This window comes from Arthrobacter sp. PvP103 (assembly GCF_017833075.1).
Lineage (GTDB): Bacteria > Actinomycetota > Actinomycetes > Actinomycetales > Micrococcaceae > Arthrobacter.
This window is the reverse complement of sequence record NZ_JAFIBQ010000001.1, coordinates 1,409,579-1,435,082: the sequence shown is the minus strand read 5'-3', so window position 1 is coordinate 1,435,082 and position 25,504 is coordinate 1,409,579. Positions and strand designations below refer to the sequence as shown.

24 protein-coding genes are annotated in these 25,504 nt (G+C 65.4%); 17 read left to right on the top strand and 7 right to left on the bottom strand.

Going from position 1 to position 25,504, the window contains the following annotated elements:
* Window positions 1–27 precede the first annotated feature (27 nt).
* Window positions 28–2,400 (top strand): pyruvate dehydrogenase, encoded by a 2,373-nt coding sequence (locus JOE41_RS06635; RefSeq protein ID WP_209751595.1) that lies wholly within the window; start codon window positions 28–30, stop codon window positions 2,398–2,400.
* A 216-nt stretch (window positions 2,401–2,616) separates the two neighbouring features.
* Entirely contained in the window at window positions 2,617–3,567 is a 951-nt protein-coding gene (locus JOE41_RS06630) for an amidohydrolase family protein (RefSeq protein WP_307800669.1), read from the top strand.
* A 349-nt stretch (window positions 3,568–3,916) separates the two neighbouring features.
* On the opposite strand, the gene JOE41_RS06625 is transcribed toward JOE41_RS06630, so the two are convergent.
* A complete protein-coding gene (locus JOE41_RS06625; protein WP_011693134.1) occupies window positions 3,917–4,957 on the bottom strand; it encodes a LacI family DNA-binding transcriptional regulator in 1,041 nt (346 codons plus the stop codon).
* Window positions 4,958–5,184: 227 nt separating this feature from the next.
* Between JOE41_RS06625 and JOE41_RS06620 the strand changes: the two genes are divergently transcribed.
* The 8 genes from JOE41_RS06620 (at window position 5,185) to JOE41_RS06585 (ending at window position 13,617) form a co-directional block, all read left to right on the top strand.
* Window positions 5,185–5,541 (top strand): L-rhamnose mutarotase, encoded by a 357-nt coding sequence (locus JOE41_RS06620; RefSeq protein WP_209751591.1) that lies wholly within the window; start codon window positions 5,185–5,187, stop codon window positions 5,539–5,541.
* 78 nt (window positions 5,542–5,619) lie between these two features.
* Entirely contained in the window at window positions 5,620–6,786 is a 1,167-nt protein-coding gene (gene rhaI / locus JOE41_RS06615; RefSeq protein ID WP_209751589.1) for an L-rhamnose isomerase, read from the top strand.
* A 4-nt stretch (window positions 6,787–6,790) separates the two neighbouring features.
* Window positions 6,791–8,839, top strand: coding sequence for a bifunctional aldolase/short-chain dehydrogenase (locus JOE41_RS06610; protein WP_374068684.1), 2,049 nt, complete (start codon window positions 6,791–6,793; stop codon window positions 8,837–8,839).
* Window positions 8,840–8,844: 5 nt separating this feature from the next.
* Window positions 8,845–10,344, top strand: coding sequence for a rhamnulokinase family protein (locus tag JOE41_RS06605; protein WP_209751587.1), 1,500 nt, complete (start codon window positions 8,845–8,847; stop codon window positions 10,342–10,344).
* A gap of 151 nt (window positions 10,345–10,495) precedes the next feature.
* The gene (locus JOE41_RS06600) at window positions 10,496–11,527 is read left to right on the top strand and encodes an acetylxylan esterase (protein ID WP_209751585.1); all 1,032 of its coding nucleotides are present in this window, start codon (window positions 10,496–10,498) and stop codon (window positions 11,525–11,527) included.
* A 256-nt stretch (window positions 11,528–11,783) separates the two neighbouring features.
* The gene (locus tag JOE41_RS06595; protein WP_209751583.1) at window positions 11,784–12,974 is read left to right on the top strand and encodes a 3-deoxy-7-phosphoheptulonate synthase; all 1,191 of its coding nucleotides are present in this window, start codon (window positions 11,784–11,786) and stop codon (window positions 12,972–12,974) included.
* 168 nt (window positions 12,975–13,142) lie between these two features.
* Window positions 13,143–13,355, top strand: coding sequence for a helix-turn-helix domain-containing protein (locus tag JOE41_RS06590; protein WP_043429999.1), 213 nt, complete (start codon window positions 13,143–13,145; stop codon window positions 13,353–13,355).
* Between the two features lie 163 nt (window positions 13,356–13,518).
* Window positions 13,519–13,617, top strand: coding sequence for a 30S ribosomal protein bS22 (locus tag JOE41_RS06585; protein ID WP_003792170.1), 99 nt, complete (start codon window positions 13,519–13,521; stop codon window positions 13,615–13,617).
* A gap of 118 nt (window positions 13,618–13,735) precedes the next feature.
* On the opposite strand, the gene JOE41_RS06580 is transcribed toward JOE41_RS06585, so the two are convergent.
* A complete protein-coding gene (locus tag JOE41_RS06580) occupies window positions 13,736–14,554 on the bottom strand; it encodes an HAD family phosphatase (protein ID WP_209751580.1) in 819 nt (272 codons plus the stop codon).
* Window positions 14,555–14,638: 84 nt separating this feature from the next.
* Between JOE41_RS06580 and JOE41_RS06575 the strand changes: the two genes are divergently transcribed.
* Together JOE41_RS06575 and JOE41_RS06570 are read left to right on the top strand one after the other, a co-directional pair.
* Window positions 14,639–14,893: a glutaredoxin family protein gene (locus tag JOE41_RS06575; RefSeq protein WP_011693125.1), complete on the top strand. Its 255-nt coding sequence runs from the start codon at window positions 14,639–14,641 to the stop codon at window positions 14,891–14,893.
* A gap of 78 nt (window positions 14,894–14,971) precedes the next feature.
* Entirely contained in the window at window positions 14,972–15,667 is a 696-nt protein-coding gene (locus JOE41_RS06570; RefSeq protein ID WP_011693124.1) for a redox-sensing transcriptional repressor Rex, read from the top strand.
* Between the two features lie 8 nt (window positions 15,668–15,675).
* Here the strand turns inward: JOE41_RS06570 and JOE41_RS06565 are convergent, their stop codons facing one another.
* The 3 genes from JOE41_RS06565 to JOE41_RS06555 all read right to left on the bottom strand — a co-directional run bounded on the left by JOE41_RS06565 (window position 15,676) and on the right by JOE41_RS06555 (window position 18,332).
* Window positions 15,676–16,464 (bottom strand): hypothetical protein, encoded by a 789-nt coding sequence (locus tag JOE41_RS06565; protein ID WP_209751578.1) that lies wholly within the window; start codon window positions 16,462–16,464, stop codon window positions 15,676–15,678.
* A gap of 249 nt (window positions 16,465–16,713) precedes the next feature.
* The gene (locus JOE41_RS06560; RefSeq protein ID WP_209751577.1) at window positions 16,714–17,547 is read right to left on the bottom strand and encodes a hypothetical protein; all 834 of its coding nucleotides are present in this window, start codon (window positions 17,545–17,547) and stop codon (window positions 16,714–16,716) included.
* A gap of 236 nt (window positions 17,548–17,783) precedes the next feature.
* Entirely contained in the window at window positions 17,784–18,332 is a 549-nt protein-coding gene (locus tag JOE41_RS06555) for a YceI family protein (RefSeq protein WP_011693121.1), read from the bottom strand.
* A gap of 220 nt (window positions 18,333–18,552) precedes the next feature.
* Here JOE41_RS06555 and JOE41_RS06550 point away from each other — a divergent pair, with 220 nt between their 5' ends.
* The 5 genes from JOE41_RS06550 to ccsB are packed head-to-tail and all read left to right on the top strand — an operon-like array spanning window position 18,553 to window position 23,596.
* Window positions 18,553–19,218 (top strand): histidine phosphatase family protein, encoded by a 666-nt coding sequence (locus JOE41_RS06550; RefSeq protein ID WP_011693120.1) that lies wholly within the window; start codon window positions 18,553–18,555, stop codon window positions 19,216–19,218.
* Window positions 19,219–19,259: 41 nt separating this feature from the next.
* Window positions 19,260–19,862 carry a TlpA disulfide reductase family protein gene (locus tag JOE41_RS06545; protein WP_011693119.1) on the top strand — a complete coding sequence of 201 codons (603 nt, stop codon included), beginning with the start codon at window positions 19,260–19,262 and terminating at the stop codon, window positions 19,860–19,862.
* A gap of 16 nt (window positions 19,863–19,878) precedes the next feature.
* Entirely contained in the window at window positions 19,879–20,634 is a 756-nt protein-coding gene (locus tag JOE41_RS06540) for a cytochrome c biogenesis CcdA family protein (RefSeq protein ID WP_011693118.1), read from the top strand.
* Entirely contained in the window at window positions 20,634–22,451 is a 1,818-nt protein-coding gene (locus JOE41_RS06535) for a cytochrome c biogenesis protein ResB (protein WP_043429996.1), read from the top strand. Before JOE41_RS06540 ends, JOE41_RS06535 begins: the two co-directional genes overlap by 1 nt.
* Window positions 22,451–23,596, top strand: a complete 1,146-nt coding sequence (gene ccsB / locus JOE41_RS06530) for a c-type cytochrome biogenesis protein CcsB (protein WP_011693116.1) — start codon at window positions 22,451–22,453, stop codon at window positions 23,594–23,596. Before JOE41_RS06535 ends, ccsB begins: the two co-directional genes overlap by 1 nt.
* A 170-nt stretch (window positions 23,597–23,766) precedes the next feature.
* On the opposite strand, the gene JOE41_RS06525 is transcribed toward ccsB, so the two are convergent.
* Both JOE41_RS06525 and JOE41_RS06520 read right to left on the bottom strand, forming a co-directional pair.
* A complete protein-coding gene (locus tag JOE41_RS06525) occupies window positions 23,767–24,708 on the bottom strand; it encodes a hypothetical protein (protein WP_209751575.1) in 942 nt (313 codons plus the stop codon).
* A gap of 327 nt (window positions 24,709–25,035) precedes the next feature.
* Window positions 25,036–25,500, bottom strand: coding sequence for a PLDc N-terminal domain-containing protein (locus JOE41_RS06520; RefSeq protein WP_209751573.1), 465 nt, complete (start codon window positions 25,498–25,500; stop codon window positions 25,036–25,038).
* Between the last annotated feature and the right edge of the window lie 4 nt (window positions 25,501–25,504).

Below are 25,504 nucleotides of genomic sequence, written 5' to 3'. Positions count from 1 at the left end.
GAACGCATACTTGTATAGGAGACCATCATGAGGGTGGAAGAATTTCAGACCAATCCCGTGTACCCGGGCACGGCGGGCCTTGGGAATGCAGGGTCCGGGACAGCAGTTCTGGAGAGTATTGCCCAGCGGGTGCGCTGGACCGCCGCCGCAATCGTGGATGCCGCCAACCGCGGACGACCCAACACCAGCGGCATCAAGGTCGGCGGACATCAGTCCTCCAGCGCCTCCATGGTGGAAATCATGACCTCCCTCTGGTTCTCCGAGCTGACCGAGGCGGACCGTGTGTCAGTCAAGCCCCACGCCTCGCCGGTCCTGCATGCCATCAACTACCTCCTGGGCGACTTGGACGAAAACAAACTCGGCACGCTTCGACAGAAGGGCGGCCTGCAGAGTTACCCCAGCCGGTCAAAGGACCCTGACACGGTGGACTTTTCCACCGGGAGTGTGGGTATCGGGGCCACGGCCACCATTTGGGCTGCCATGTCACACCGCTTCGTCAGCGATAGGTACGCTGAATCCCGCAAATCCGGTCGATTTATCGGACTTCTGGGCGACGCCGAACTGGACGAAGGCGCCATCTGGGAAGCTGTCGCCGACCCGACCGTGGCGCAGCTCGGCGAATTGCTCTGGATCGTTGATTTGAACCGGCAGTCATTGGACCGGGTCGTACCTGACTCGCAGATGATGCGCCTGCAGGGCATGTTTGAAGCCGCTGGCTGGCAGGTCCTAACCCGGAAGTGGGGAACCCGGGTTCAGGAACTCTTCACCCGTCCCGGCGGTACGGATCTACACCGCCGGCTGGAGACCATGCCCAACGAGGAATACCAGCGACTGCTCCGCTCTCCCGACTTGGAGATCTTCGACCGCCTGCGCGCCAGCGGTTCGACCCCCGCCATGGAAACCCTGCTCAGTTCGCTCACCGCCACAGAACAGGCTGTGGCAGTACGTGATCTCGGCGGACACGACATCGGACTGCTGCTCGACACTTACAAACAAGTCGATCCCACCCGGCCCACCGTCATCTTCGCCTACACGATCAAGGGCCGTGGACTTGCCACGGAAGGACATCCGAACAATCACTCGGCGCTCCTGTCCAAAGATCAGATGGAAACACTGGCCAAGACCTCCGGGATGGACCTTGACGATCCATGGCGAAAATTTCAGCCGGGCACCGTCGAAGAACGGGCCTGCGCCCGGACATCCCTCCGGCTCAAGCGGCGGCAGCCCGCGATGGCCCCGTCCCTCCAGATCCCGGCCTCCCTGCCATGGGGCTACGGCGACAGAATTTCCACCCAAGCCGCACTGGGACGGTTCCTGTCCGACCTGAAACGGGCAGCGCCTGAGGTGGCCCACCGTGTAGTCACCTGCAGCCCCGACGTTGCCTCCTCCACCAATCTCGGCGGCTGGATTAACAAAACCGGTGTCTGGTCCGTCGGTGAACGCCAGGACTGGTTCGCGGACGACTTCGAACGGGTCCTCCGCTGGATTGAAAACTCCCACGGCCAGCACATCGAACTCGGCATCGCCGAAACCAACCTCGTGGGCCTGGTCTCCGAACTCGGAACGACCTGGAGCCGCTGGGGCCAGCCGTTGATTCCTATCGCCACCATCTATGATCCGTTCGTTGCCCGCGCCCTCGAGCCGTGGTCCTTTGGCATGTACGCCGGGGGCCAGTCCATCCTGATCGGGACGCCGTCAGGGGTGACTCTGGCACCGGAGGGCGGCGCGCACCAGTCCCTCACCACTCCGTCCATCGGCTTGGAACAGCCGGAGTGCACGGCCTGGGAGCCAGCCTTCGCTCAGGATCTGGAATGGTGCATGCTGGAAGCCATGAGCCGGATCGGCATTCCCGGAGGACGCTCGGCCTACTTCCGGCTCACCACCCGTCCACTGGACCAAGCCCTGGCTGCCATGCCGACCGACGCGGTGCTGCTGGAGCGACGCCGTAGGCACGCGGTGGCCGGCGGATACCGGCTGAGCGACCACGACCCGGTCGAGGACAGGGTCACTCTGGTCGGCGTCGGGGCAATGATGCCCGAAGTCATTGCCTCGGCCGCACGGCTGAAGGCACTTGGCATTACGGCCGGCGTAGTCTGCCTCACCAGCCCTGACTTGGTCTTTGAATCCCTCCAGCGCCGCAACTCGCTAAGCCAAGGAACCAAGGCGATCGGATTCGACATCATCGACGGACTCTTTCCACGACACGCCCCCGCGCCCCTCGTCACGGTCCAGGACGGACACCCCCACACCTTGTCCTTCCTGGCCGGGGCCCGCGGCGACCGCACAGTCTCCCTGGGAGTAAAGGACTTCGGTCAGTCCTCTGATCTGCAGGACGCCTACCGGATCCACGGCATCGACGAAGCATCCATCGTCAACGCGGCGCTGAACCTCATTCGCTGACATCTGCCGCCTAACGGTGGCGGGGCGGGATTCGTCTCTCGGGTGACGAAGAAGGGCTACGTTCACGATGAACTGGTCCGCGGAAGTTGGGCTGGTTGACGAGATCGCAGAGGATTGCGCCGAGCGATAGCAGTGGCTCCCTATATATATGCTTAGCAGGGCAACCGGTCCGTCATGCCTGCGCAGAAGGCCTCTCGCCCTGGCGAGCTTCATCGGGTGTACAACGCTCTGGTACTGATCGATGTGGAACGCAGGAGGTTCGTCTTGGATATAGCACCTGTACCGCGTTCAGACGCGGAGGTCCGCCCGTACCTCGACTCACTGGGCTTGCCGGGAATTATTGATCTGCATGTGCATTTCATGCCTTTCAGGGTGCTGGAGAAGGTGTGGATGTTCTTTGACCGCGTCGCGGACAGCGGTGCTCCCGCCTGGCCCATCACCTACCGGGACTCCGAAGAGGAACGGGTGCGAACGCTGCGAGATATGGGAGTGAAGGCATTCACCACGCTGAACTATGCGCATCGCCCCGGCATGGCGCAGTGGCTCAACGACTACTCAACAGCATTCGCCTCGGCACATGCTGACGCCATCCACTCTGCCACTTTCTACCCAGAGCCAGGTGTGGAAACCGTCGTCGCGCACAGCTTGAAACAAGGCGCTCGAATCTTCAAGGTACACATCCAGGTGGGAGGATTCTCGCCCTTGGACCCTCAGCTTGGACCCGCATGGGAACTTATCGAGGACTCCGCTACACCGGTCGTCATTCACTGCGGCAACGGTCCGCACCCTGGAGAGTACACCGGGCTTGAACCCATACGCGAACTCATCAAAAGGTATCCCTCGTTGGTGCTCATCATCGCGCACGCAGGCCTGCCGGAGTACCAGGAGTACGCCGACCTCGCAGCAAACAATCCTCACGTCTACCTCGACACCACCATGGTCGGGACCTCCTACATGGAACAGGTCGCCCCGATCCCGCCCCGATACCAGGAAACCCTTGCCGGGCTGTCACACAAAGTTGTCTTCGGCACGGATTTTCCTTCGATTCCTTACTCCTACAGCCACCAAATTCAGGTACTCGAAGCCTGGGGACTCGGAAGCCAATGGATGAAAAATGTCCTCTGGCACACCCCGCAGACACTCCTAAGGCTCGACCGGCTGCCCTAGCCACGCCTGTCTTTGCTCTAACCCTGGGGGAGCCGTGTCCGAGCCCTTGCGCCCGCAAAAGTGTCCGTCGTGCGGCACCGTCCTGTGGTCAGAGGTGGCCGTGCTCTCGCGAGTCCACCGAAACCGTTCATCGGTCAGCCTAACCGGGTCCGCCTCGGCCATAAGCTTGCCGTGCATGTGCTCACGCGCCCTGTCGGACGCGTAACAGCGGTTGCGCTTTCAATCCGCCTGCCACGGACCGAACTCCGAGGGAAGGTCCCGCCAGGCAATGTTGCAGCGGGCGTCCACTCCATTTAGGGGAAAGCTCCCTAGTGATCGCCGGGCGGGTCTGAGCAAGCTCCCAGTGCGTCTAGGCCGGGGTGGCGGCGCCCGCGGTGCTTTGCCGCACCACCAGTTCGGGAGTGAAGATCACGGCGCGGTGGTGGGGCCGCACCGAGGCGGGCCCCATGGCGTCCACTTCCTCGGCCAGCAGCTCGATGGCGGTCCGGCCGAGCGCTTCCGTTGGCTGGCGGATCGAGGACAGCGGCACCACGGCTGACACGGCGAAGTCGATGTCGTCATAGCCGATCAGGGCGATGTCTTCCGGGATCCGCAGTGTGTGCAGCATGGTGAGGGACTGCATTACGCCGAGGGCGAGCAGGTCGTTGGCGCAGAACACGCCGTCCGGCAGTTCGCCGGAGCTGCGGCGCACCAGCTGGTCGCCCACTCCCCGGCCCGCCAGGACGGTCTGTCCGGCCGAATCCAGAATTTCAAGTGAAGCGTCCGGAACTTCGGCGACGGCGCGTTGCGCCCCCTGGAGGCGGTCCGCCACCTGGCGTATCGACGTCGGGCCTCCCACGAAAGCCAGCCGACGGCGGCCGATGTCCAGCAGGTGCCGTGCGGCGAGGTAACCGCCGGCGTCGTCGTCAACGGAAACTGAGCTGTACTTCGTCTCATCGGCCAGCCGGTCCACCAGAACGGTGGGGACGCCGCGCTCACGCAGCTGGTCGAGGCGCTCAGTGACGTCACCCACGGGCGAGATCAGCAGGCCCTGCACCCTCTGCTCCTGGAAGAGGTCGATGTAGTTCGACTCCCGGCCGGCATCGTGCCCGCTGTCCCCGAGCAGGACGGCGCTTCCCTGCAGGGCGGCGGCGTCCTCGGCGGCCCGGACCACGGACGTGAAGAAGGGGTTGCCCACATCCAGCACAATCAGGCCGATGGTGCGGCTGTGTCCGGCCCGGAGCTGCCGGGCTGCGTCGTTGCGGACGAAGCCAAGCTCGTCGATCGCCTGCAGAACGCGGTCCTTGGTCCGCTGTGAAACCCGGTCCGGGTAATTCAGGACGTTGGACACCGTTCCCACCGCTACGCGGGCATGGTTCGCAACATCCTTGATGCTGGCTGACCGTGACATGTTTCTCCAAGCTCTCTCTTGCGGGGCGGCGTGTGCAACCGCCGGGATCACGCCCCCGGCCCAATTGTCCTTGCCCGGTCCGCGTTCCCTGACTAGCGAAACGGCATACGGTCGGAAAAAGGGCTTTCCATCCACTGACAATTGCTTGACACCTGCTCGACTTCAAGAGTACTTTGAATCGTAACAATGAAACGATTCAAAGAATCGGAAATTCAGGAGAGTCGCAGATGAGGGTGTGTTTTCGCTCCTCAGTCCAGCCCGGACTGATCGATGAGTACAGGCGCCGGCACGCCGCCGTCTGGCCGGAGATGCTCCGTGCGCTGAAGGATGCAGGCTGGCACAACTACTCGCTCTTCCTGAGCGCGGACGGCCTGCTGGTGGGCTACGTGGAATGCGACGACTTCGACGCCGTCAGGGCGCGGATGGCGCTTACCGAAGTCAACGCCCGGTGGCAGACGGAAATGGCCTCGCTTTTTGACAACCCGGAAAACCCGGACCGGGCACCCGATGAAGGGTTCCAGGTCCTCGAAGAAGTCTTCAATCTTGACGATCAGCTTGCGGCGGCGCAGTCCACCGCGAGCTGAATCACCCAGGCTCCAGCAGCGGGGCCGCAGCACCCTCCCCAAATACCGCAGCAACACAAGACATTGGAAAGAACCATCATGAATGACGTAGCAACGGCGCTGGGCAGGCTCGAGGAGCTTGCCATCGAGGTCCCTTCGTGGGCCTATGGAAATTCGGGTACGCGCTTCAAGGTGTTCGGCACGCCGGGCACTCCCCGGACCGTGCAGGAGAAGATCGCGGACGCCGCCAAAGTCCACGAACTGACGGGCCTGGCGCCCACCGTTGCGCTGCATATTCCGTGGGACAAGGTGGATGACTACGCCGCACTGCGCGAGTATGCGGCAGGCCTGGGCGTGGGCCTGGGCACCATCAACTCGAACACCTTCCAGGATGACGAGTACAAGTTCGGTTCCCTGACGTCCTCGAACGAATCGGTCCGTCGCCGTGCGATCGACCACCACCTCGAATGCATCGACATCATGCACGCCACCGGCTCGCGGGACCTGAAGATCTGGCTGGCGGACGGCACGAACTACCCGGGCCAGGACGACATGCGCGGCCGGCAGGACCGCCTGGCCGAGTCCCTGCAGGAGATCTACGCCGGCTTGGGCCATGCCCAGCGGCTGGTGCTGGAGTACAAGTTCTTCGAGCCGGCTTTTTACCACACCGACGTTCCGGACTGGGGCACGTCCTACGCCCAGACCCTGGCGCTGGGGGAGAAGGCGTACGTCTGCCTCGACACCGGCCACCACGCCCCGGGCACCAACATCGAGTTCATTGTGATGCAGCTGCTGCGCCTGGGCAAGCTGGGCTCCTTCGACTTCAACTCGCGCTTCTACGCGGATGATGACCTGATTGTGGGTGCGGCGGATCCGTTCCAGCTGTTCCGGATCATGTACGAGGTGATCCGCGGCGGCGGGTTCGGCAAGGACTCCGGTGTGGCGCTCATGCTGGACCAGTGCCACAACCTGGAGGAGAAGATTCCGGGCCAGATCCGCTCGGTGCTCAACGTCCAGGAAATGACGGCGCGTGCCCTTATGGTGGACACCGCCGCCCTGGGCGAGGCCCAGCGCGCCGGTGACGTGCTGGCAGCCAACGCCGTCTTCAACGACGCCTTCTACACGGATGTCCGCCCGGCCCTGGCGGCATGGCGTGAATCCCGCGGCCTGCCCGCGGACCCGATGGCCGCCTTCAAGGCCAGCGGCTACCAGAAACAGATCAACGAGGACCGCGTGGGCGGCCAGCAAGCCGGATGGGGCGCATAACAGCATGAACATGCAGAACACCAACAGCACTGTTGAAGACCTGATTGCCCGGTCCAACCGCCTGGGGGCGGACAAGCGGAACACCAACTTCGCCGGCGGCAACACCTCGGCGAAGGGCGCCGAGAAGGACCCGGTCACGGGCGAGGACGTCCAGCTCCTCTGGGTGAAGGGTTCCGGCGGGGACCTGGGAACGCTGAAGCCGGAAAACCTTGCCGTGCTCCGCCTGGACCGGCTGAACGCACTGAAGAACGTCTACCCCGGGGTGGACCGCGAAGATGAAATGGTGGCTGCATTTGATTACTGCCTGCACGGCAAGGGCGGCGCTGCACCGTCGATCGATACCGCCATGCACGGGCTCGTGGACGCCGCGCACGTGGACCACCTGCACCCGGATTCCGGCATCGCGATTGCCACGGCCGTAGACGGGGAGTCGCTGACCACCAAGATCTTCGGTGACAAGGTGGTGTGGGTTCCCTGGCGCCGCCCCGGGTTCCAGCTGGGCATGGACATCGCCGCGATCAAGGAAGCCAACCCGCAGGCCGTGGGCACCATCCTGGGCGGCCACGGCATCACCGCCTGGGGCGCCACCAGCGAAGAAGCCGAAGCCAACTCGCTGTGGATCATCGACCAGGCTGAGAAATTCATCGCGGAAAACGGACGCCCCGAACCCTTCGGTCCGAAGCTGCCCGGCTACGGGGCCCTGCCGGAGGCAGAGCGCCGCGCCAAGGCTGCCGCGCTGGCGCCGGTGATCCGCGGGCTGGCGTCCACGGATAAACCGCAGCTGGGGCACTTCAGCGATGACGCCGTCGTCCTTGACTTCCTGGAAGCCGCTGAACACCCGCGCCTGGGCGCGCTGGGCACGTCCTGCCCGGACCACTTCCTGCGCACCAAGGTCAAGCCGCTGATCCTGGACCTGCCCGCGGATGCGTCCGTTGAGGATTCGATCACCCGGCTGCAGGAACTCCACGCCGACTACCGCGAGGACTACCAGGCCTACTACGACCGTCACGCGGTTCCGGAGTCCCCGGCGCTGCGCGGCGCGGACCCGGCGATCGTGCTGGTGCCGGGTGTGGGCATGTTCTCCTTCGGCGCGAACAAGCAGACCGCACGCGTGGCCGGTGAGTTCTATCTCAACGCCATCAACGTGATGCGCGGCGCCGAGGCGATCTCCACCTACGCCCCGATCGAGGAATCCGAGAAGTTTCGGATCGAGTATTGGTCCCTCGAGGAAGCCAAGCTCGCCCGCCTGCCCAAGCCCAAATCCCACGCCACCCGCATCGCGCTGGTCACGGGCGCAGCCTCGGGGATCGGCAAGGCCATCGCCACCCGCCTCGCCGCGGAAGGCGCCTGCGTAGTCATCGCCGACCTGAACCTGGAGAACGCCCGGGCCGTCGCCGCGGAACTCGGCGGCCCGGACGTGGCCATCGGCGTGCAGGCGGATGTCACGGACGAAGCCCAGATCGCCGCCGCCATCCAGGAAGCGGTGCTGGCATTCGGCGGGCTGGACCTGGTGGTCAACAACGCCGGGCTCTCCATCTCCAAGCCGCTGCTGGAAACCACCGAAAAGGACTGGGACCTCCAGCACAACGTCATGGCCAAGGGCTCCTTCCTGGTGTCCAAAGCTGCGGCGAAGGTCATGATCGGCCAGGACATGGGCGGGGACATCATCTACATCTCCTCGAAGAACTCCGTGTTCGCCGGCCCGAACAACATCGCGTACTCCGCCACCAAGGCCGACCAGGCCCACCAGGTCCGGCTCCTTGCGGCGGAACTGGGCGAATACGGTATCCGCGTCAACGGCATCAACCCCGACGGCGTGGTCCGCGGCTCCGGGATCTTCGCCGGCGGCTGGGGCGCCAAGCGCGCCGCTGTCTACGGGGTGGACGAGCAGGAACTGGGCAAGTACTACGCCCAGCGCACCCTGCTCAAGCGCGAAGTCCTGCCGGAGAACGTGGCCAACGCCGCCGCCGTGCTGACCAGCGCCGAACTCTCCCACACCACCGGCCTCCACATCCCCGTGGACGCCGGCGTGGCCGCCGCCTTCCTGCGGTGAGCACCATGCCCCCAGCACCGGACGGTGCATCAGTGGCCACTGTCCCGGCCAACGCCGGGGCAGTGGCCGCCGGCAGTGTTTTCGCGGCCGTCGACATTGGCGCCTCTTCCGGACGGGTCATCCTCGGCCGTGTCTCCGGCGTCGCCGGTTCGGAAAGTGCCACGCTGGAGACGGTCCACCGCTTCCCGAACGGTGTGGTGGAGTCCAACGGCGGTCTGCGCTGGGATTTCGACGCCCTCTTCGCCGAGGTACTCACCGGCCTCGCTGCCGCGGCCCGCGTCGCCGGGGAGCGGGGCGAGGCCATCAGCAGCATCGGGATCGACACCTGGGCGGTGGACTACGGCCTGGTGAACGCTGCCGGGGAGCTCATCGCGCAGCCCTTCAGCTACCGCGATGACCGCAGCCGCGCCGCCGTCGCCCGGGTCCACCGGAAACTGGACCCGGCCCGGCTCTACGCCACCACCGGGCTGCAGTTCCTGCAGTTCAACACCCTCTACCAGCTGGCCAGCGAACCGGACCTGGACGGTCTGCAGGCGCTGCTCATCCCGGACCTGATCGCGTTCCTGCTCACGGCGCAGCGCCGCACCGAGGCCACCAACGCTTCCACTACGGGGCTCTTTGATGCCGTCGCGGGGGAGTGGGCCACCGAATTCCTTACGGCCCTCGGGCTCCCGAAGAACCTGTTCCCGCCGCTAATCCAGCCCGGCGAAACCGTGGGTACCCTGCTGCCCGGCCTCGCCGCCCGCACCGGGCTGCACCAGGCCACGAAGGTAGTGGCCGTCGGCTCGCACGACACCGCCTCCGCCGTCGCCGCCGTGCCCGCCGAACACGGGAACTTCGCCTACATCTCTTCAGGGACCTGGTCTCTGGTGGGCGTGGAACTCCGGAAGCCGGTGCTCACCGAGGCGAGCCGGCAGGCCAACTTCACCAACGAACGCGGCGTGGACGGCACCGTCCGCTACCTCCGCAACGTCGGCGGGCTCTGGCTGCTCAGCGAATGCCAGCGCACCTGGGCGCAGCAGGGATATACGGCGACGCTGGACGACCTGCTGGCCGGCGCCGCCGCGCTGCCTTTCGGCGGACCCCAGATCAACGCCGACGATCCCTACTTCATCGCCCCGGACGACATGCCCGAACGCATCCAGGCCGCCGTCCGCAACACCGGCGACGTCCTCACCGGCAACCCCGCGGCGATCACCCGCTGCATCCTGGACAGCCTCGCGGCCGGCTACGCCCGGACCATCGCCGACGCCGAACGCCTGGCGGACGTGCCCGTCGATGTGGTCCACATCGTAGGCGGCGGCTCGCAAAACCGGCTCCTCTGCCAGCTCACCGCCGACGCCACCGGCAAGCGCGTCATCGCGGGACCGGTCGAGGCCACCGCCTTGGGCAACGTCCTGATCCAGGCACGGGCGGCAGGCGTGGTCTCCGGCGGGCTCGGCGAGCTGCGGGCCCTGGTGCGCGGCTCGCAGCCATTGGAAAACTACCAGGCGGCGCTGGTCTGAGCGGCGCGAAAGCGTGTCCAGGACCTTCACCCTGAGGCCCCACCTGGGCGCAATCCTCAACCAGGCGTCGTGGCGGCTGGATACTGCAGCGCCTGCCTGACACGATCACCTCATAGCACTTATCAGCCCGCTCCACAGAACCGGAATCCCGATGCCCCTCTTCGACCTACCGCTTGAGCAGCTCCGAAACTACACGTCCGGCGTCACCGCACCCGCGGATCTTGACGCCTTCTGGGACCGCACCATCAGCGAAGCCCGGGAGTACCCGCTGGACGCAGTCTTCGAACCCGTGGACAACTACCTAACAGTGATCGACACCTTCGACGTCACGTTCGCCGGCTTCGGCGGTTCCCCGGTGAAGGGCTGGCTGCACCTGCCGTCGAACCGGCCCGCGGACGAGCCGCTTCCCGTCGTCGTGCAGTACGTGGGGTATTCGGGCGGCCGCGGGCTGTCGAACCAGGACACCAAGTGGGCGCAGGCCGGCTATGCGCACTTCATCATGGATACCCGTGGGCAGGGTTACGGCGGGCTCCTGGGCCACACGGCGGACCCGCACCCTTCCGCGGGCGATGTGGCGCACGCGGGACTGATGACCCGCGGTGTCGGAAGCCGCGAGGACTACTACTATCGCCGGGTCTACGTGGACGCCTTCCGCGCGGTGGAAGCGGCGCAGGCCCATCCCGCCGTCGACGCCTCAAGGGTTGTGGTGGCGGGCGTCAGCCAGGGCGGCGGTATCAGCGTTGCCGTGGCCGGTCTGGCGGCCGGAAGGCTCGACGGCGTGATCGCCGCGCTGCCGGATGTGCCGTTCCTGCAGGACTTTCCCCGCGCCATCGACATCACGCCGCGTGGACCCTATCCCGAGATCGCCGCATTCCTTGCCCGCCACCGCGACCGCTACGAGTCGATCCTGGCGGTACTCAACTACTTCGACGGCGTCAACCTGGGACGGGCGGCAACGGCCCCGGCGCTGTTCTCAGCCGCGCAGGCGGACGACATCTGCCCGCCGTCGACGGTCTTTGCCAGCTTCAATGCCTACGGAACGAAACCGGCAACGGCCGACCCGGCCAGCGGCCGAGGCGCTCCGGCGAAGGACATCGAGGTGTACCGCTTCAACAACCATGAGGGCGGCCAGGAACACCAGTGGAACCGCCAGTTGGAGTACCTGCGCAAGATGCTCGGCTGAGGTTCCGCGCCCCTGGGTGCCCCGAAATATTCAGGGTGAATTTGCGGACGGTGCGTCCTGCCGTTATGGTCATGGCTATGACTAACCGTTGGTATGCGTATTTTTCGTTGGCTCTGGAGGGGCCCGCGTCTAACTGACACGCATCCAACTTTCCTTCAGAGCCAACAGGGCAGAGATCATTCTCTGCCCTTCGCCATTTCTCCGGCGGGTTCTGATCTGGGCCCGCTCCGCACCATCCGGAACAGGACCCGCACCCATGAGCACCGCAGCAGCCACCGAGACACAGCCTTCCACTTCCCCGGAAACCAACGGTTCCCCGGAAACCAACGGTTCCCCGGAAGGCCCCGCGACCGCGCAGAAATCCACCTCGAACCTGCGCGTCAGCGAATTCCAGGCCCTGCCGTCCCCCCAGGACATGATCGCTGAACTGCCGCTGGACGCCCGGGTGGCAGATGTCGTCGAACGCGGCAGGGACGAAGTCCGGGCCATCATGGACGGCGTTGACGACCGCCTGCTGGTGATCGTGGGACCCTGCTCCATCCACGACCCCAAAGCCGGCTTGGAGTACGCCCGCCGGCTGGTGAGCCAGGCGGAGAAGCACAAGGAAGACCTGCTGATCGTCATGCGGACTTACTTCGAGAAGCCGCGCACCACGGTGGGCTGGAAGGGCCTCATCAACGATCCCCACCTGGATGGCAGCCACGACATCGCCACCGGACTGCGGGCAGCCCGCCAGTTCCTGAAGCAAGTCACGTCGCTGGGCCTCCCCACCGCCACGGAGTTCCTGGAACCCATCAGCCCGCAGTACATGGCCGACCTCGTCTCCTGGGGCGCCATCGGTGCCCGCACCACCGAAAGCCAGATCCACCGCCAGCTGGCCTCCGGGCTGTCCATGCCCATCGGATTCAAGAACGGGACCGACGGCGACCTCCAGGTTGCGGTCGATGCCTGCAGCGCCGCCGCGGCATCTCAGGCCTTCCTGGGGATCGACGGCGACGGCCGGGCCGCACTCGTGGCCACCGCCGGCAACCCGGACACGCACGTGATCCTCCGCGGCGGACGCAAGGGCCCCAACTACTCCGCAGCGGATGTCGAAGCGGCCTCGGCGAAACTGGCCGGCAAGCAGCTCAACCCCCGGCTGATCGTGGACGCCAGCCACGCCAACAGCGGCAAGAGCCACCACCGCCAAGCCGAAGTGGCGCTCGAAATCGGCGCGCAGCTGGAAGACGGCGGGGCGGCGGCTGCGGCGATTGCCGGCGTCATGCTGGAGAGCTTCCTGGTGGGCGGGGCGCAGAACCTCGATGTGGCTGAGCACGCGGCCGGCACCGGCGAACTGGTCTACGGCCAGAGCGTGACGGATGCCTGCATGGAATGGGACGTCACGGCGTCGGTGCTCGGCCAGCTGGCAGCATCCGCCCGCAAGCGGCGGGGCGCCCTGGAGGGCTGATTTTCCCCCGGATCCACGGAAAACTGGTACCGCCCAATGACTTTCACAATGGCACCATCAGCCACTAGAGTAACTAGCACAGGGTAGGTTGATGGCTCAGCATCGGCACACCGCAATGGGGTTTCAATGGGGTTGCCTTTATCAGCTGTTAACAAAGGAATAAGGGAAATGTCCGCAGAGTCGAACTTCTCGAACGCTCAGTTCTTGACTGTGGCCGAAGTGGCCGAGCTCATGCGCGTTTCCAAAATGACCGTGTACCGCCTTGTCCATTCCGGAGAGATGCCGGCCGTCCGCTTCGGCCGGTCCTTCCGGGTGCCGGAGTCCGCCGTCGAACAGTACGTCAAAGGTGCTGTCGTGGAAGGCCAGTCGGACACCGCCTGAACTGCCACAAACGGAGTGCGGTCAGTGGGTGCGCCGGATAAGCGGTACCCTGTTAGGGAACGTTTTTCGTTATTGTAAGAATCTGTTTGTTGTTTAGTCTGTTGCCTAGTCCACGGACCTCTTCCATCAGACAGGTACTCCATCTAGTTTGTAAGGAACTTTCGTGGGTTCAGTTATTAAGAAGCGTCGCAAGCGTATGGCCAAGAAGAAGCACCGCAAGTTGCTTCGTAAGACCCGCCACCAGCGCCGTAACAAGAAGTAGAGATACTTCCTACAGCGTGAGATGCCCGTTGCCTTTGGCAGCGGGCATTTTCTTTGTCCCGCGTGAATCCTGCGACGTCCGCTGCAAGGGCGGCCCTGGAGCTGAGGCGGGCCGCGGGTTAGACCGTGGGACCGCGGAACCGCGTGAAGCCCTTCCAGAGGCCGTACACGGCCCCGCCAACCGTGGCCGCCTTCAGTCCGAGCGTGGCGGCACGGCGCCCCGAGCGGAAGTCGTACACCGGCCAGTTGTTTTCGCGGGCGTGGCGGCGTAGCCGCGAGTCGGGATTGATGGCCACGGGATGACCCACCATGCTCAGCAGCGGAATGTCATTGTGGGAATCGCTGTAGGCCCAGCACCGTTTGAGATCCAGTCCCTCGGCATCCGCGATGCCCTGGACAGCCACCGCCTTGGCCTGGCCGTGCAGGATGTCGCCCACCAGCCGGCCGGTGTAAGCACCGTTCTCGATCTCGCCCACTGTTCCCAGTGCGCCGGTCAGGCCCAGCCGGGTGGAGATCACCGTGGCCACTTCGATGGGAGTAGCGGTCACTAACCACACCATGCGTCCCACGCGGAGGTGCTGCTGGGCCAGTGCCTTGGCGCCGGGCCAGATCCTGGACTCGATCATTTCGTCGAAGACTTCTTCGCCGAGGGCCTTGATGTCCTCCACCGTGATTCCGGCGGCCAGCGTCAAGGCCGAGTCCCGGACCGCGTGGACGTCATCCATGTTCTCGCCGCGGAGGACGAACTTGAACTGCTTCCAGGCCATCCCGGCCGCCTGCGGCAGGGTGAACGCGCCGCGCTGGTGCATTTTCCGGGCCACGTGGAAAAGGCTGGCGCCCTTCATGAGGGTGTTGTCAACGTCGAAGAAGGCGGCCTCGCCGTGCTGCAACGCACCGGCCGGCTGCCGGACTACGGCGACGTACTTCTCCTCGGGCATGACTCGAGTCTAGTCAATGGGCCAGTCCACGCTGTCACAGGCCCGCCGTCGCGGTGGAGCGGCGGCCCGGGCTACGGTTGAGATATGGCAAAACCCGACGTCGTCCTCATCACCAAAGCTGACTGCCACCTGTGCGAGGAGGCCCGCGACGCCGTCGAACGGGTCACTGCCTCCCTGGGACTTGAGTGGACGGAACAACTGGTGGACAACCAGCCCGAGCTGCGCGAGCGTTACGCCGAAGAGATCCCCGTGGTCCTGGTGGACGGCATCCAGCGTGACTTCTGGAAGATCGACGAAACCCGCCTTGAGCGGATCCTTCGTCAGGCTGCCGCCAAATAGGCGCGGCGACTTCTGCTTTGTTGACAGTGCGGACGTGGCTCTAGAGTGGACTCACAACGCGACGCAATGGAGCAGATAGTGACTTCGCTGGATTCATCCCCCGAGGCTGTTCACGGGGACAGCGGAACTGCGGCCAAGCAGATTCCGCCCGCGGCCGTGGCACGGCTGACCATCTACTTGCGCGCCCTCACCACCATGCTGACCGAAGGCGTCGAACGCGTCTCCTCAGAGTCCCTGGCCGAAGCTTCCGGTGTCAGCTCGTCCACCCTCCGGAAAGACCTCTCGCACGTTGGGTCCTACGGCACCCGCGGCGTTGGCTATGAAGTGCAGTACCTCAGCCGCAACATCTCCGCCGCGCTCGGGCTTACCCGCGACTGGAAAGTGGCAATCGTGGGCGCCGGCAACCTCGGCAAGGCCCTCGCGCGGTACGGCGGCTTCGAATCGCGGGGATTCGACGTCGTGGCCATTTTCGATGCAGACCAGATGGTGGTGGGCAACGAGGTGGGCTGGCTGCGGGTCAGCGACGTCGCGGACCTCGAAACGGTCCTCCAGCGGACCGGCGCCAACATGGTGGTGCTGGCACTGCCTGCCGCCGTGGCGCAGGGCGTGTGCGACCGCGTCATCGCCGCAGGAGTGCGGAGCATCCTCAGCTTTGCGCCGGTAATGCTCCAGGTCCCGCCGGGCGTGAACCTGCGCAAGGTGGACATGGCCACCGAGCTGCAGATCCTGGCCTATCACGCCCAGCGGATCCAGGCCCCGGAAGACGCGGAGTAGTACTGCCGTCAGCGGCCGTAAGGATAGCCCGGCTGGCCGTACGGGCTTCCGAACGGGTGGTACTTCCTGAAATACGGTGCGGCGGAGGGAAGGTAGAGGAGCACCATTGCGGCCACTCCGGCGAGGATGGACGGCGTTCCGAGCCCCATCTGGAAAACTCCCAGCAGTGAGAAAGCCGCCAGGATGGTGCCGAGAATCCTGGCCCAGTTCCGGCCCTTCCGGATGTTGAACGCCACCAGCGCATACAGCAGCACTCCGACGGCCGCGATCAGCACCACCATTCCCACGATGATGCCCTTGAGGGCCTCGAAATCCAGGTCAGCCCGGCTGGTGGCCAGCCTCGCCTCGAACGCCCGGCGCATGGCGGGATCGTCGATGGATCCCAGCGAGAGGAGCACCGAGCCAACCCAAAGGAGGCAAGCGACGATTAGGAGCCAGAAGGAGATGTTCACCAGCGGGGGAGCGGCGCTTGCCTCGGAGGTTCCCCGCTGCGGCAGCTCCGAGGGGTACACCGTGTACTGCTGGTTCCCGAACTGCTGCGGCTGTTGTGCCTGCGCGTACTGCGGCTGACTGTACGGTGGCTGACTGTACTGAGCCGCCGGCGGGCCGTACTGGGCAGGTTGGCCGTACTGGGGCGCCTGAGCGTACTCCGGCGCCTGCGCGAAGGGCGACGGGCCCTGCCCGTACTGCGGCTGCTGGCCGTATTGCGGCTGCTGGCCGTATTGCGGCTGCTGGCCGGATTGCCCGCCGGACGAGGAATCGCCGGGGTACGACGGCGGGACGGGCGGAGTGCTCATGGTTGATCCTTTGCGAGTCGGCTACTGGGCAATCAGCCACCGGGATCAGCCACGTCTTCCTGCCCCCAGCGTGATTTTGCTAACACGGTACCGTGTGCAGGGGCTTTCTGTGCATAGTTTGCGGCTCAATTTCGGCTCAAGGAACAGCCGGGCAAACGCAGAGGGCGCGGACTCCGGGGGCCGGTGACTGTAGTCGCCCGGGCCCACCAAAGTCCACGCCCTCTGGCTGTAACCGTGGTGCTGTCAGGATTAGCGGCCGTACGGGTTGCCCGGCTGCGAGTAGGGGCTGCCGAAAGGCTGCTGCTTCCGGAAGTACGGTGCTGACGCCGGGAGGTAAAGCATCACGATGGCGGCGATGCCAAGCAACGCCGAGATGGTGCCGATGCTGAACGGAAACAGGCTGAAGATCGACAGTGCCGCGAGGACGGTGCCGAGGATGCGGGCCCAGTTCTTGCCCTTGCGCACATTGAAGGCAACCAGGGCGTAGAGGCCGGCGCCGATGAGGCCGATGACCACCATCATGCCGATCACAAGACCCTTGATGGACTCAAAGTCGACGTCCGCCCCGCTGGCCCTCATCTGGTCCTCGAACTGGCTCCGCATGGCGGGATCGTTCAGGGCGGGAATGGCCACCAGCATGGAAATGACGTACAGGACGCCCGCTGCGATGATCATCCAGAACGCGTTGTTGACCATTTTCGGCACGCCGCCCGCGGCGCCACCCTGCGGCTGTTCGGACGGGTACTGGGCATACGGGGACTGGCCGTACTGCTGCGGCGCCTGTCCGAAGGCCGGCTGCTGCCCGTACTGGGGTGCGGCAGGGGGCTGCTGGCCGTACTGCTGCTGGCCGTATTGCGGTGCGTTCTGGCCGTACTGGGGTGCTGCGGAGGGCTGCTGGCCGTACTGCTGCTGGCCATACTGTGGCGCGTTCTGCCCGTACTGGGGTGTTGCCGGAGGCTGCTGCCCGTACTGCGGCGCTGCGGGGGATTCCGGTGCGTTCTGCCCGTACTGGGGGGCGTCGGGGCCGGGCTTTCCGTTTTCAGGTTCGTTCGGGTTGGCCGGGTTTGCTGGAGGCGTGCTCATAGTTGGTCCTTTGCGGGTCGACTACTGATTAAACGGGTACCGGGATCAGTAACGGTTCCCTGCCCCCAGCATGGTTTGGTTCAACCGTACCGCGCTCCGGCCCGGCGGTGGATCATTCGGAGGAGGTATTCTGGCGGGCCGATTTGGCCGCGCGGCGTAAGCGGCCGCGTTAAACGCAGCACCCCGCTCCGTCGTGGTGGCGGAGCGGGGTGCTGAGCAGCTACGAAGCGAAGAAACTATGCGGCAGGTGCGATGAACGCGAGCTCGAGGTTGATGGCAACCTTGTCGCTGACCAGCACGCCACCGGCTTCGAGGACAGCGTTCCAGGTCAGGCCGAAGTCCTTGCGGCTGATGGTGGTTTCGGCGGTGAGGCCGGCGCGGGTGTTGCCGAAGGGATCCACGGCCACACCGTGGAGCTCAGTTTCGAGCGCCACGGGGCGGGTGACGCCCTTGATGGTCAGATCGCCCTGGAGTTCGTAGGCGTCGCCCTTGGGCACGATCGCGTTGGAAACGAAGGAGATTTCCGGGAACTTCTCGACGTCGAAGAAGTCTTCACCGCGGACGTGGCCGTCGCGGTTGGCGTCGCCCGAGTCGAAGCTGGCGGTCTGGATGGTGGCGTTGACCTTGGAGTCGGCAACGTTCTCGGAAAGTTCCAGGGTGGCTGCGGCGTCCTTGAACTGGCCGCGGACCTTGCTGATCCCTGCATGGCGTACGGTGAAGCCGATTTCGCTGTGCGAGTTGTCGAGGGTCCAGGTGCCGGTGGTGGTGTTGGCGGGCAGTGCCATGGTGTTGCTCCTTGTGATCTTGGATGGAAAGTCTCTTGCGGAAGGACATCTGATCGCCAGCCGAGACGTCTTGGTTGAAGTCTCAACTAACTGCTTCACCCAGTATAAACATGCATTTGCATCTTTTATTCCAACTCCGGGGAACATTCTTCAAAACTTCTCAGTTCTACTTCTTGTAGAAGATTTCAGATCGCCCGACATCTTTGAGAAACTGGTACACATGCCCCAAGCCACTGTTCATCTCCTTCGTCACGGCGAGGTCCATAATCCGGACGGCATCCTCTACGGACGGCTGCCGGAATTCCACCTCTCCGAACTCGGGCAGCAGATGGCCAGGACGCTCGCTGCGCACTTCAGCGACCGCGTGGCCGGCGGGGCTAAGATCGTGCACCTGGTGGCCTCGCCGCTTACCCGCGCGCAGGAAACCGCCCTGCCCATTGCAGACGCGCTGAACCTCGAAATCCACACCGAGGCCCGCATCATCGAAGCCGGCAACCACTTCGAAGGCACCCGGGTCAACAAGGCCGAGCTCCTCAAGCCCAAGCACTGGCCGTACCTGCGCAACCCGTTTGTCCCGTCCTGGGGTGAGCCGTACAAGGACCAGGCGGCCCGCGTCATCGCCGCGGTGCAGGACGCCCGCCGCCGTGCCATCGAGCTGGGTGGCGACCAGGCCGAGGCAATCCTGGTCAGCCACCAGCTCCCCATCTGGTCCACCCGCCTGAGCGCCGAAGGCAAGCCTCTCTGGCATGACCCGCGCAAGCGCGAGTGCACCCTGACGTCCATCACCTCCCTGGTGTTCGACGACGACGGCACCCTGCTCCGCGTGGAATACAGCGAGCCTGCTGCCGCACTCCTGCCCGGCGCTTCAAACACTCCGGGGGCCTGACGGTGGCCGGATTCAAATCCCGCAATGCAGGTGATGACGTGATGCGCTCCGCCTCGCGCCGCAGTGTCCTGGCCGCGGGCGGCCTGGGGCTGGCCGCCCTTACCCTGGGGCTTTCCGCGTGCGCCCAGGAGGATGCACTGGCGAAACAGGCCAAGGCCGGGGACAACAAGAACTATGTGGCCGGTGACGGCTCCGTGACCGAATTCGCCGCTGCCGACCGGAAATCCGCCGTCACCATCAAGGGGACTCTCTTCGACGGCACCGCCGTGGAACCCGCGGACTTCGTCGGCAAGGTGACCGTGCTCAACTTCTGGTTCGCTGCCTGTGCGCCGTGCCGTGTCGAAGCCCCGTCGCTGGAAGCCCTCCACCAGGAATTCAAGGAGCAGGGCGTGCAGTTCTACGGCGTGAACCTCCGCGATGAGAAGGCCGCCGCCGAGGCATTCGACAAGACCTTCAACCTGACCTACCCCAGCTTCAATGACAAGGACGGCGGCGTACTCCTGGCCGTCTCCGGGCTGGTTCCTCCCGGGGCCGTCCCCACCACGCTGGTGCTGGACAAGCAGGGCCGGGTAGCGTCCCGGGTCCTGGGCGAAATCCAAAAGGGCACGCTCAAGGCCCTCATTACCGCCGCCGTGGCAGAGTAACGGCGGCGCCCACACCGTGAACAGCCCCTTCGCCGAAGCCATCCTGAACGGTTCCCTGCTGCTTGCCATTCCCGTGGCACTGCTCGCCGGACTCGTCTCCTTCCTATCGCCGTGCGTCCTGCCGCTGGTTCCGGGCTACCTGGGCTATGTCACCGGACTGACGGGCGTGGACCTGGAGAAGCAGAAGCGCGGCCGGATGTTGGCCGGAATCGGCCTGTTCGTGCTCGGCTTCTCGGTGATCTTCGTCCTGCTGGGCGGAGCGTTCGGACAGCTGGGATCCATGATCAGCGGCGGCCAGAACGCCTGGATCACCCAGGTGCTGGGCATCCTCGTGATCATCATGGGCGTGGTGTTCATGGGCGGCTTCAGCTGGCTGCAGCGGGACGCCAAGATCCACGCCAAACCCCCTGCCGGGCTATGGGGCGCACCGCTGCTGGGCATCACCTTCGGACTGGGGTGGGCGCCGTGCATCGGGCCCACGTACTCCGCGGTCCAGCTGCTCAGCATGTCCGGGGGGTCCTCCGCCGCCAAGGGCGCGTTCCTTGCCTTCGTCTACAGCCTGGGCCTGGGCATCCCGTTCCTGCTGATTGCCCTGGCCGTGCGCCGCGGCGTCGGAGTGATGTCCTTCTTCCGCAAGCACCGGCTCGCCATCCAGCGGATCGGCGGGGGAATCCTGGTGGTCCTCGGCCTGCTGATGGCCAGCGGGGTATGGGGTGCCTGGGTTTCCGGGCTGCAGTACTGGTTCCAAACCGATGTGAAATTGCCGATCTGATGAGCGAGCGAGTGAACGAAAAGAAGAGACCTGCTCCTGCAGACAAAGCGGAGAACGCTTCCCCCGACAACGCGGCAGCGACCCCCGTGGCCAAGGCCAAGGCGGAAGCCGCCCTTCCTGCGCTGGGACTCAAGGGCATGCTCCGGTGGGCCTGGACCCAGCTGACCAGCATGCGCACCGCGCTGTTCCTGTTGCTGCTGCTGGCCGTTGCCGCGGTACCCGGGTCCCTGTTTCCGCAGCGTCCGGCGAACCCCTCCATCGTCACGCAGTACATCAAGGACCACCCCGAGTACGGCAAGATCCTGGACTCCCTCCAGCTCTACGACGTCTACTCCTCCGCCTGGTTCTCCGCCATCTACATCCTGCTGTTCATCTCGCTGATCGGCTGCGTGGTTCCCCGGGCGATTGCCCACTACAAGGCAATGCGCTCCCAGCCACCGCGCACTCCGGCCAGGCTCTCCCGCCTGCCCGAGTACGGCACACTGGTGATCCCCGCGGACGCCGGGATCCCGGCGTCGCGCGCTATTGCTGACGCTGCCGCGAAGCTGAAGAAGCGCGGTTACCGCGTGGATGTCAGGGACGACGACGGCGCGCGGCCCTCTTTGGGGGCCGAGCGCGGCTTCCTGAGGGAAGTGGGGAACCTGGTGTTCCACACCTCGCTGATCGGCGTGCTGGTGTCCGTGGCCGCCGGCGGCCTGTTCGGGTACAGCGGGCAGCGGATCCTGGTGGAGGGCGACACCTTCGTGAACACCCTGGTGGGCTACGACCAGTTCACCCCCGGCACCAACTTCCAGAGCAGCCAGCTCCAGCCGTACTCCATCCAGCTGGACAAGTTCCAGATCACGTTTGACCGTGAGTCCAAGGGCAAGTTCGGGCAGCCCATCGACTTCAAAGCGGACGTGACCACCCGGGAAACTCCGGACGCGCCGGCGGAGAAGCAGGTGCTGAAGGTCAACGATCCCGTCAGCCTGGGCGGCACCAGCATCTACCTCACCGGCAACGGCTACGCCCCCGTGGTGACCATCCGCGACGGCGCCGGCAACGTCGCCATGCAGGGCCCGGTGGTGGCCAAGCTGCAGGGCGACAACTATTACTCTTCCGTGGTGATCAAGGTTCCCGACGCCAAGCCGGATCAGCTGGGCTTCGCCGGGTTCTTCCTGCCCACCGCCTTCGTTACCGAGGAAGGCGTGTCCTTCAGCGGGGACCCCGAGCTGATCAACCCGCAGCTCACCCTGAACTCGTACTTCGGCGACCTCGGGCTCGACGCGGGCTCCCCGCAGAACGTCTTCGAGCTCGACGTGAAGAAGCTGACGCCGCTCAACGCCCGGAACCTCGACGCCGGAGGCATCACCCTGGCTCCCGGCAGCACCTACACGCTCCCGGACGGCAAAGGCTCCATCAGCTTCGACGGCGTGAAGCGCTACATCGGCGTGGACATCCACCACAACCCGGGCCAGCTGTACGCCCTGATTTTCGCGCTGCTCGCCGTGGCCGGGCTGGTGACATCCCTGTATGTGAACCGCCGCCGGGTCTGGGTCCGCACGGGATCGCACCCCGATGGCCGCACCATGGTGGAGTACGGGCTCCTGGCCCGCGGCGAAGACCACCGCCTCGCGGCCGAAGCGGAGACGATCCGTGGACTGCTGGCGGACGAATGGGGCCTGGACTCCCAGAAAGCTCACAGCGGGCAGGGGGATAATGGCCCGGCGGACAGTGCGTCTTCAGGCACTGTTCCCAACGAAGCCTCCACGGAATCGCGCACAGAAGACTTCATCCAGTCAACAGCAGGCTCAGCCGAGTCGAAGAAGGACCAGTAATGTTCCCCATCAACGAAACCATGGGCCAGTACAGCGAGCTCTTTATGCTGCTGGCCGCCGGCACGTACACTGTTGCCTTTATCGCCTTCGCCTGGGACCTGGCCAAGAGCAGCAAGGCGCTCCGGGCTATTGACCTCAAAGCCGCCGCCGCGGCGCAGGCGTCGGCCTCCGCCGCCGCCAAGGTTCCGGTGGGCGCCGGCGTGGGGGCCGGAGCCTTTGTTGAGCGTGCCGATGCCAGCCATGCCGACGTCGACCGTGCCGCTTCGGACGTCAGCGGACCGGCCGGCCGCGCCGAGCGGCCGTCGTCGGCTACCGGCCGGGCGTCCAAAACGACCGGTTCAGGCGCCGGGCAGACGGCCGACGGCGACATGCGCTATGCCGCTGAACGCCGCGTTCCCGCCCGCGTTGCCGTTGCCCTGACGGTGCTGGGCGCCGCGATCCACGCCGCCGGTGTGGTCACGCGTGCCCTTGGTGCGGGCCGGGTGCCGTGGGGCAACATGTACGAGTTCCTCACCACCGGCGCCTTCGTGGCTGTTGCCGTCTTCCTGCTGGTGCTGATCCGCCGCGACCTGCGCTTCCTGGGAACGTTCGTGATCGGCCTGGCCATCATCATGCTGGTCGCGGCGTCCGTGGCCTACTGGACGCCCGTGGGCCACCTGGTGCCGGCGCTCCAGAGCTACTGGCTGATCATCCACGTGTCCATCGCCGTGATGTCGTCCGCGCTCTTCACACTGACGTTCGCGATGTCCGCCCTGCAGCTTGTCCAGGCGCACCGGCAGAAGGCCATCGCGGCCGGCGGCGAGGACAAGCTGGGCTTCATGCGCCTGGTACCGTCCGCGCTGAGCCTGGAAAACCTGTCCTACCGCATCAACGCAATCGCGTTCGTGGGCTGGACGTTCACCCTGATGTTCGGCGCCATCTGGGCCGAAAAGGCCTGGGGCCGCTTCTGGGGCTGGGACACCAAGGAAGTGTGGACTTTCGTCATCTGGGTGGTTTACGCAGGCTACCTGCACGCCCGCGCCACACGCGGCTGGACCGGCACCCGTGCCGCATGGCTGTCGATCGTGGGCTACCTTTGTGTGATCTTCAACTTCACCATCGTCAACCAGTTCTTCAACGGCCTGCACTCCTACTCGGGTCTGTAGGCGGGCGCAGGACTCCGGTGACGCCGCGCGGCTCGGGACTTCGGGCCGACTCGCGGCCCGGGCGCACGCGCTCCTTGACGCCGCTCCTTGACGCACGATTTGCCACTTTTGGCCGCTAAGCCCCGGGCTTAGCGGCCAAAAGTGGCAAAGGGGCGATGAGCTGCGCCAGGTCAACGGCGACGACGGCTGGCCGGCTCCGGTGCCCAGTCCCGTTCCACGAGGGCCTTGCGGACCCGCGTGACGGCGCGCGGCTCCATGCCGGGCGCGAGTACGTCGAGGTCAGCCTGGGTCAACACCACCACCCGCCAACCTGCCTCCCGCGCATTCTCGTCGCGGAAGATATCGCTCCGCCGCTGGACGGCCGAAGTGTGATGCGCACCGTCGTACTGGATGGCCACTTTCTCGCGCTCGTAGGACATGTCCGGGTCCTGGATCCACCGGCCCGTTTCATCGAACATGGGTACGTTGATGGCAGGCTCGGGAAGACCGTAGCGGCGCAGCATCAGCCTGACTTCCGTCTCCTTGGCTGAGTCGGTGTTGGCCCGCAACAGGACACGGGCCCGCATAGCCTTACGGTAACCGGGCTTGGCCGCCTTGGCAGCCAGGAAGCCGTCAAGCTCGGCAAGGGTGGACAGCGGATTCCTCCGCCGGAGCAGGAAATCACCGGCGGCTACCAGGTCCTCGAGCTCAAGCATTCCGGCAAGATCGAACCAGGTTCGCAGGGCAGAGGTGCATTGCACGTGTGTGCCCGCTGTGATTTCCGCGGGTTCCAGATCCAGTTGGTGGCCGATAACTCCCGTGCGCCGGAGGGCCCGCCTGCCCACGGGCAAGGTCAGATGGATCTCGTCCCTGTTTCGGCAGGCCAAGGGCAACGGAAATCCCCAGAGCAGGGCTGCCGAAAGATGGCTGGCAATTGCACCAGTGACCGCGCCAACGGCAGCGACGCGGAGCAGCAGGGTTTCCTCCGCCGCTGCTGAAACCCGTGCCCCGGTACAGGGCCGCACCAGGTCGCCGGCGCGTAACCGGCGCGGGGTCAGGCCTGCTGATCGGGCCTGCTCCAGTGTGAAGGGCCGGTGGCGGAGGGCCTCGGGGAGCTCTGGTGGACGGCGCATAGGAGCATTGTGTCCCGGTGGCGTGCGGGTATAGCGGGTATCCACAATCCGACGTCGGTGTGGAGGACAAGTGAGGGTCCGGAATGTTTGGGCGGGCGGGCCGTGCGCCGCTTTCTGCTCGCGCCGCACTCTGACCTGGCCCTTTGCCGCTTTTGGCCGCTCTGCGCGAGGTTTAGCGGCCAAAAGTGGCAAATCGCAGAGGAGCCGCGGGCCGGGGGCGCGGGCTGGAACCGCGGGCAGAGGAGCCGCGGTGAGGAGTCGCGGGCCGGAGGCGCGGCCGGGCAACGGTGTGAGGGGACCGGGGCGCAGGCGCGATCGGGGAAGGGCTTACTTGACCTCGTCGGTGCCGTGCGCGTCGGTTTCGGGGTGGTGCGATTCTTCGGGGTGGTTGTCGCCACGGTGGTTGCCGTTCGGCTTCCCCTTGCCCTCAGCTGTGCCCGTGCCGGAGGCGCCTCCGTTGGTCTTGCGTTCCTTGGCTTCGAGCTCTTCCTTGAGCTTCTTGAGGCGGTCCGCTTCAGCCTGGTTGCGGCGGCGGATTTCCAGGTTGCGCAGGAAATCGGGGTCATCATCCGGTGCCGTCATGTGGCTGTACGACTGCGGGGCCGGGCGGCTTCCGCGCGGCCGTCCGATGATGAACCACAGTGCCGCTCCCACTACGGGAAGGACAACCATGACGACGATCCAGGCTGTCTTGGAGATGCCCCTGGTGAGGTGCTTGTCAGTCCGGATCACGTCCACGAGGCCATAGACGAATATGGCTAGAACGGCAACGGCGACCAATACACGGGGCATACCA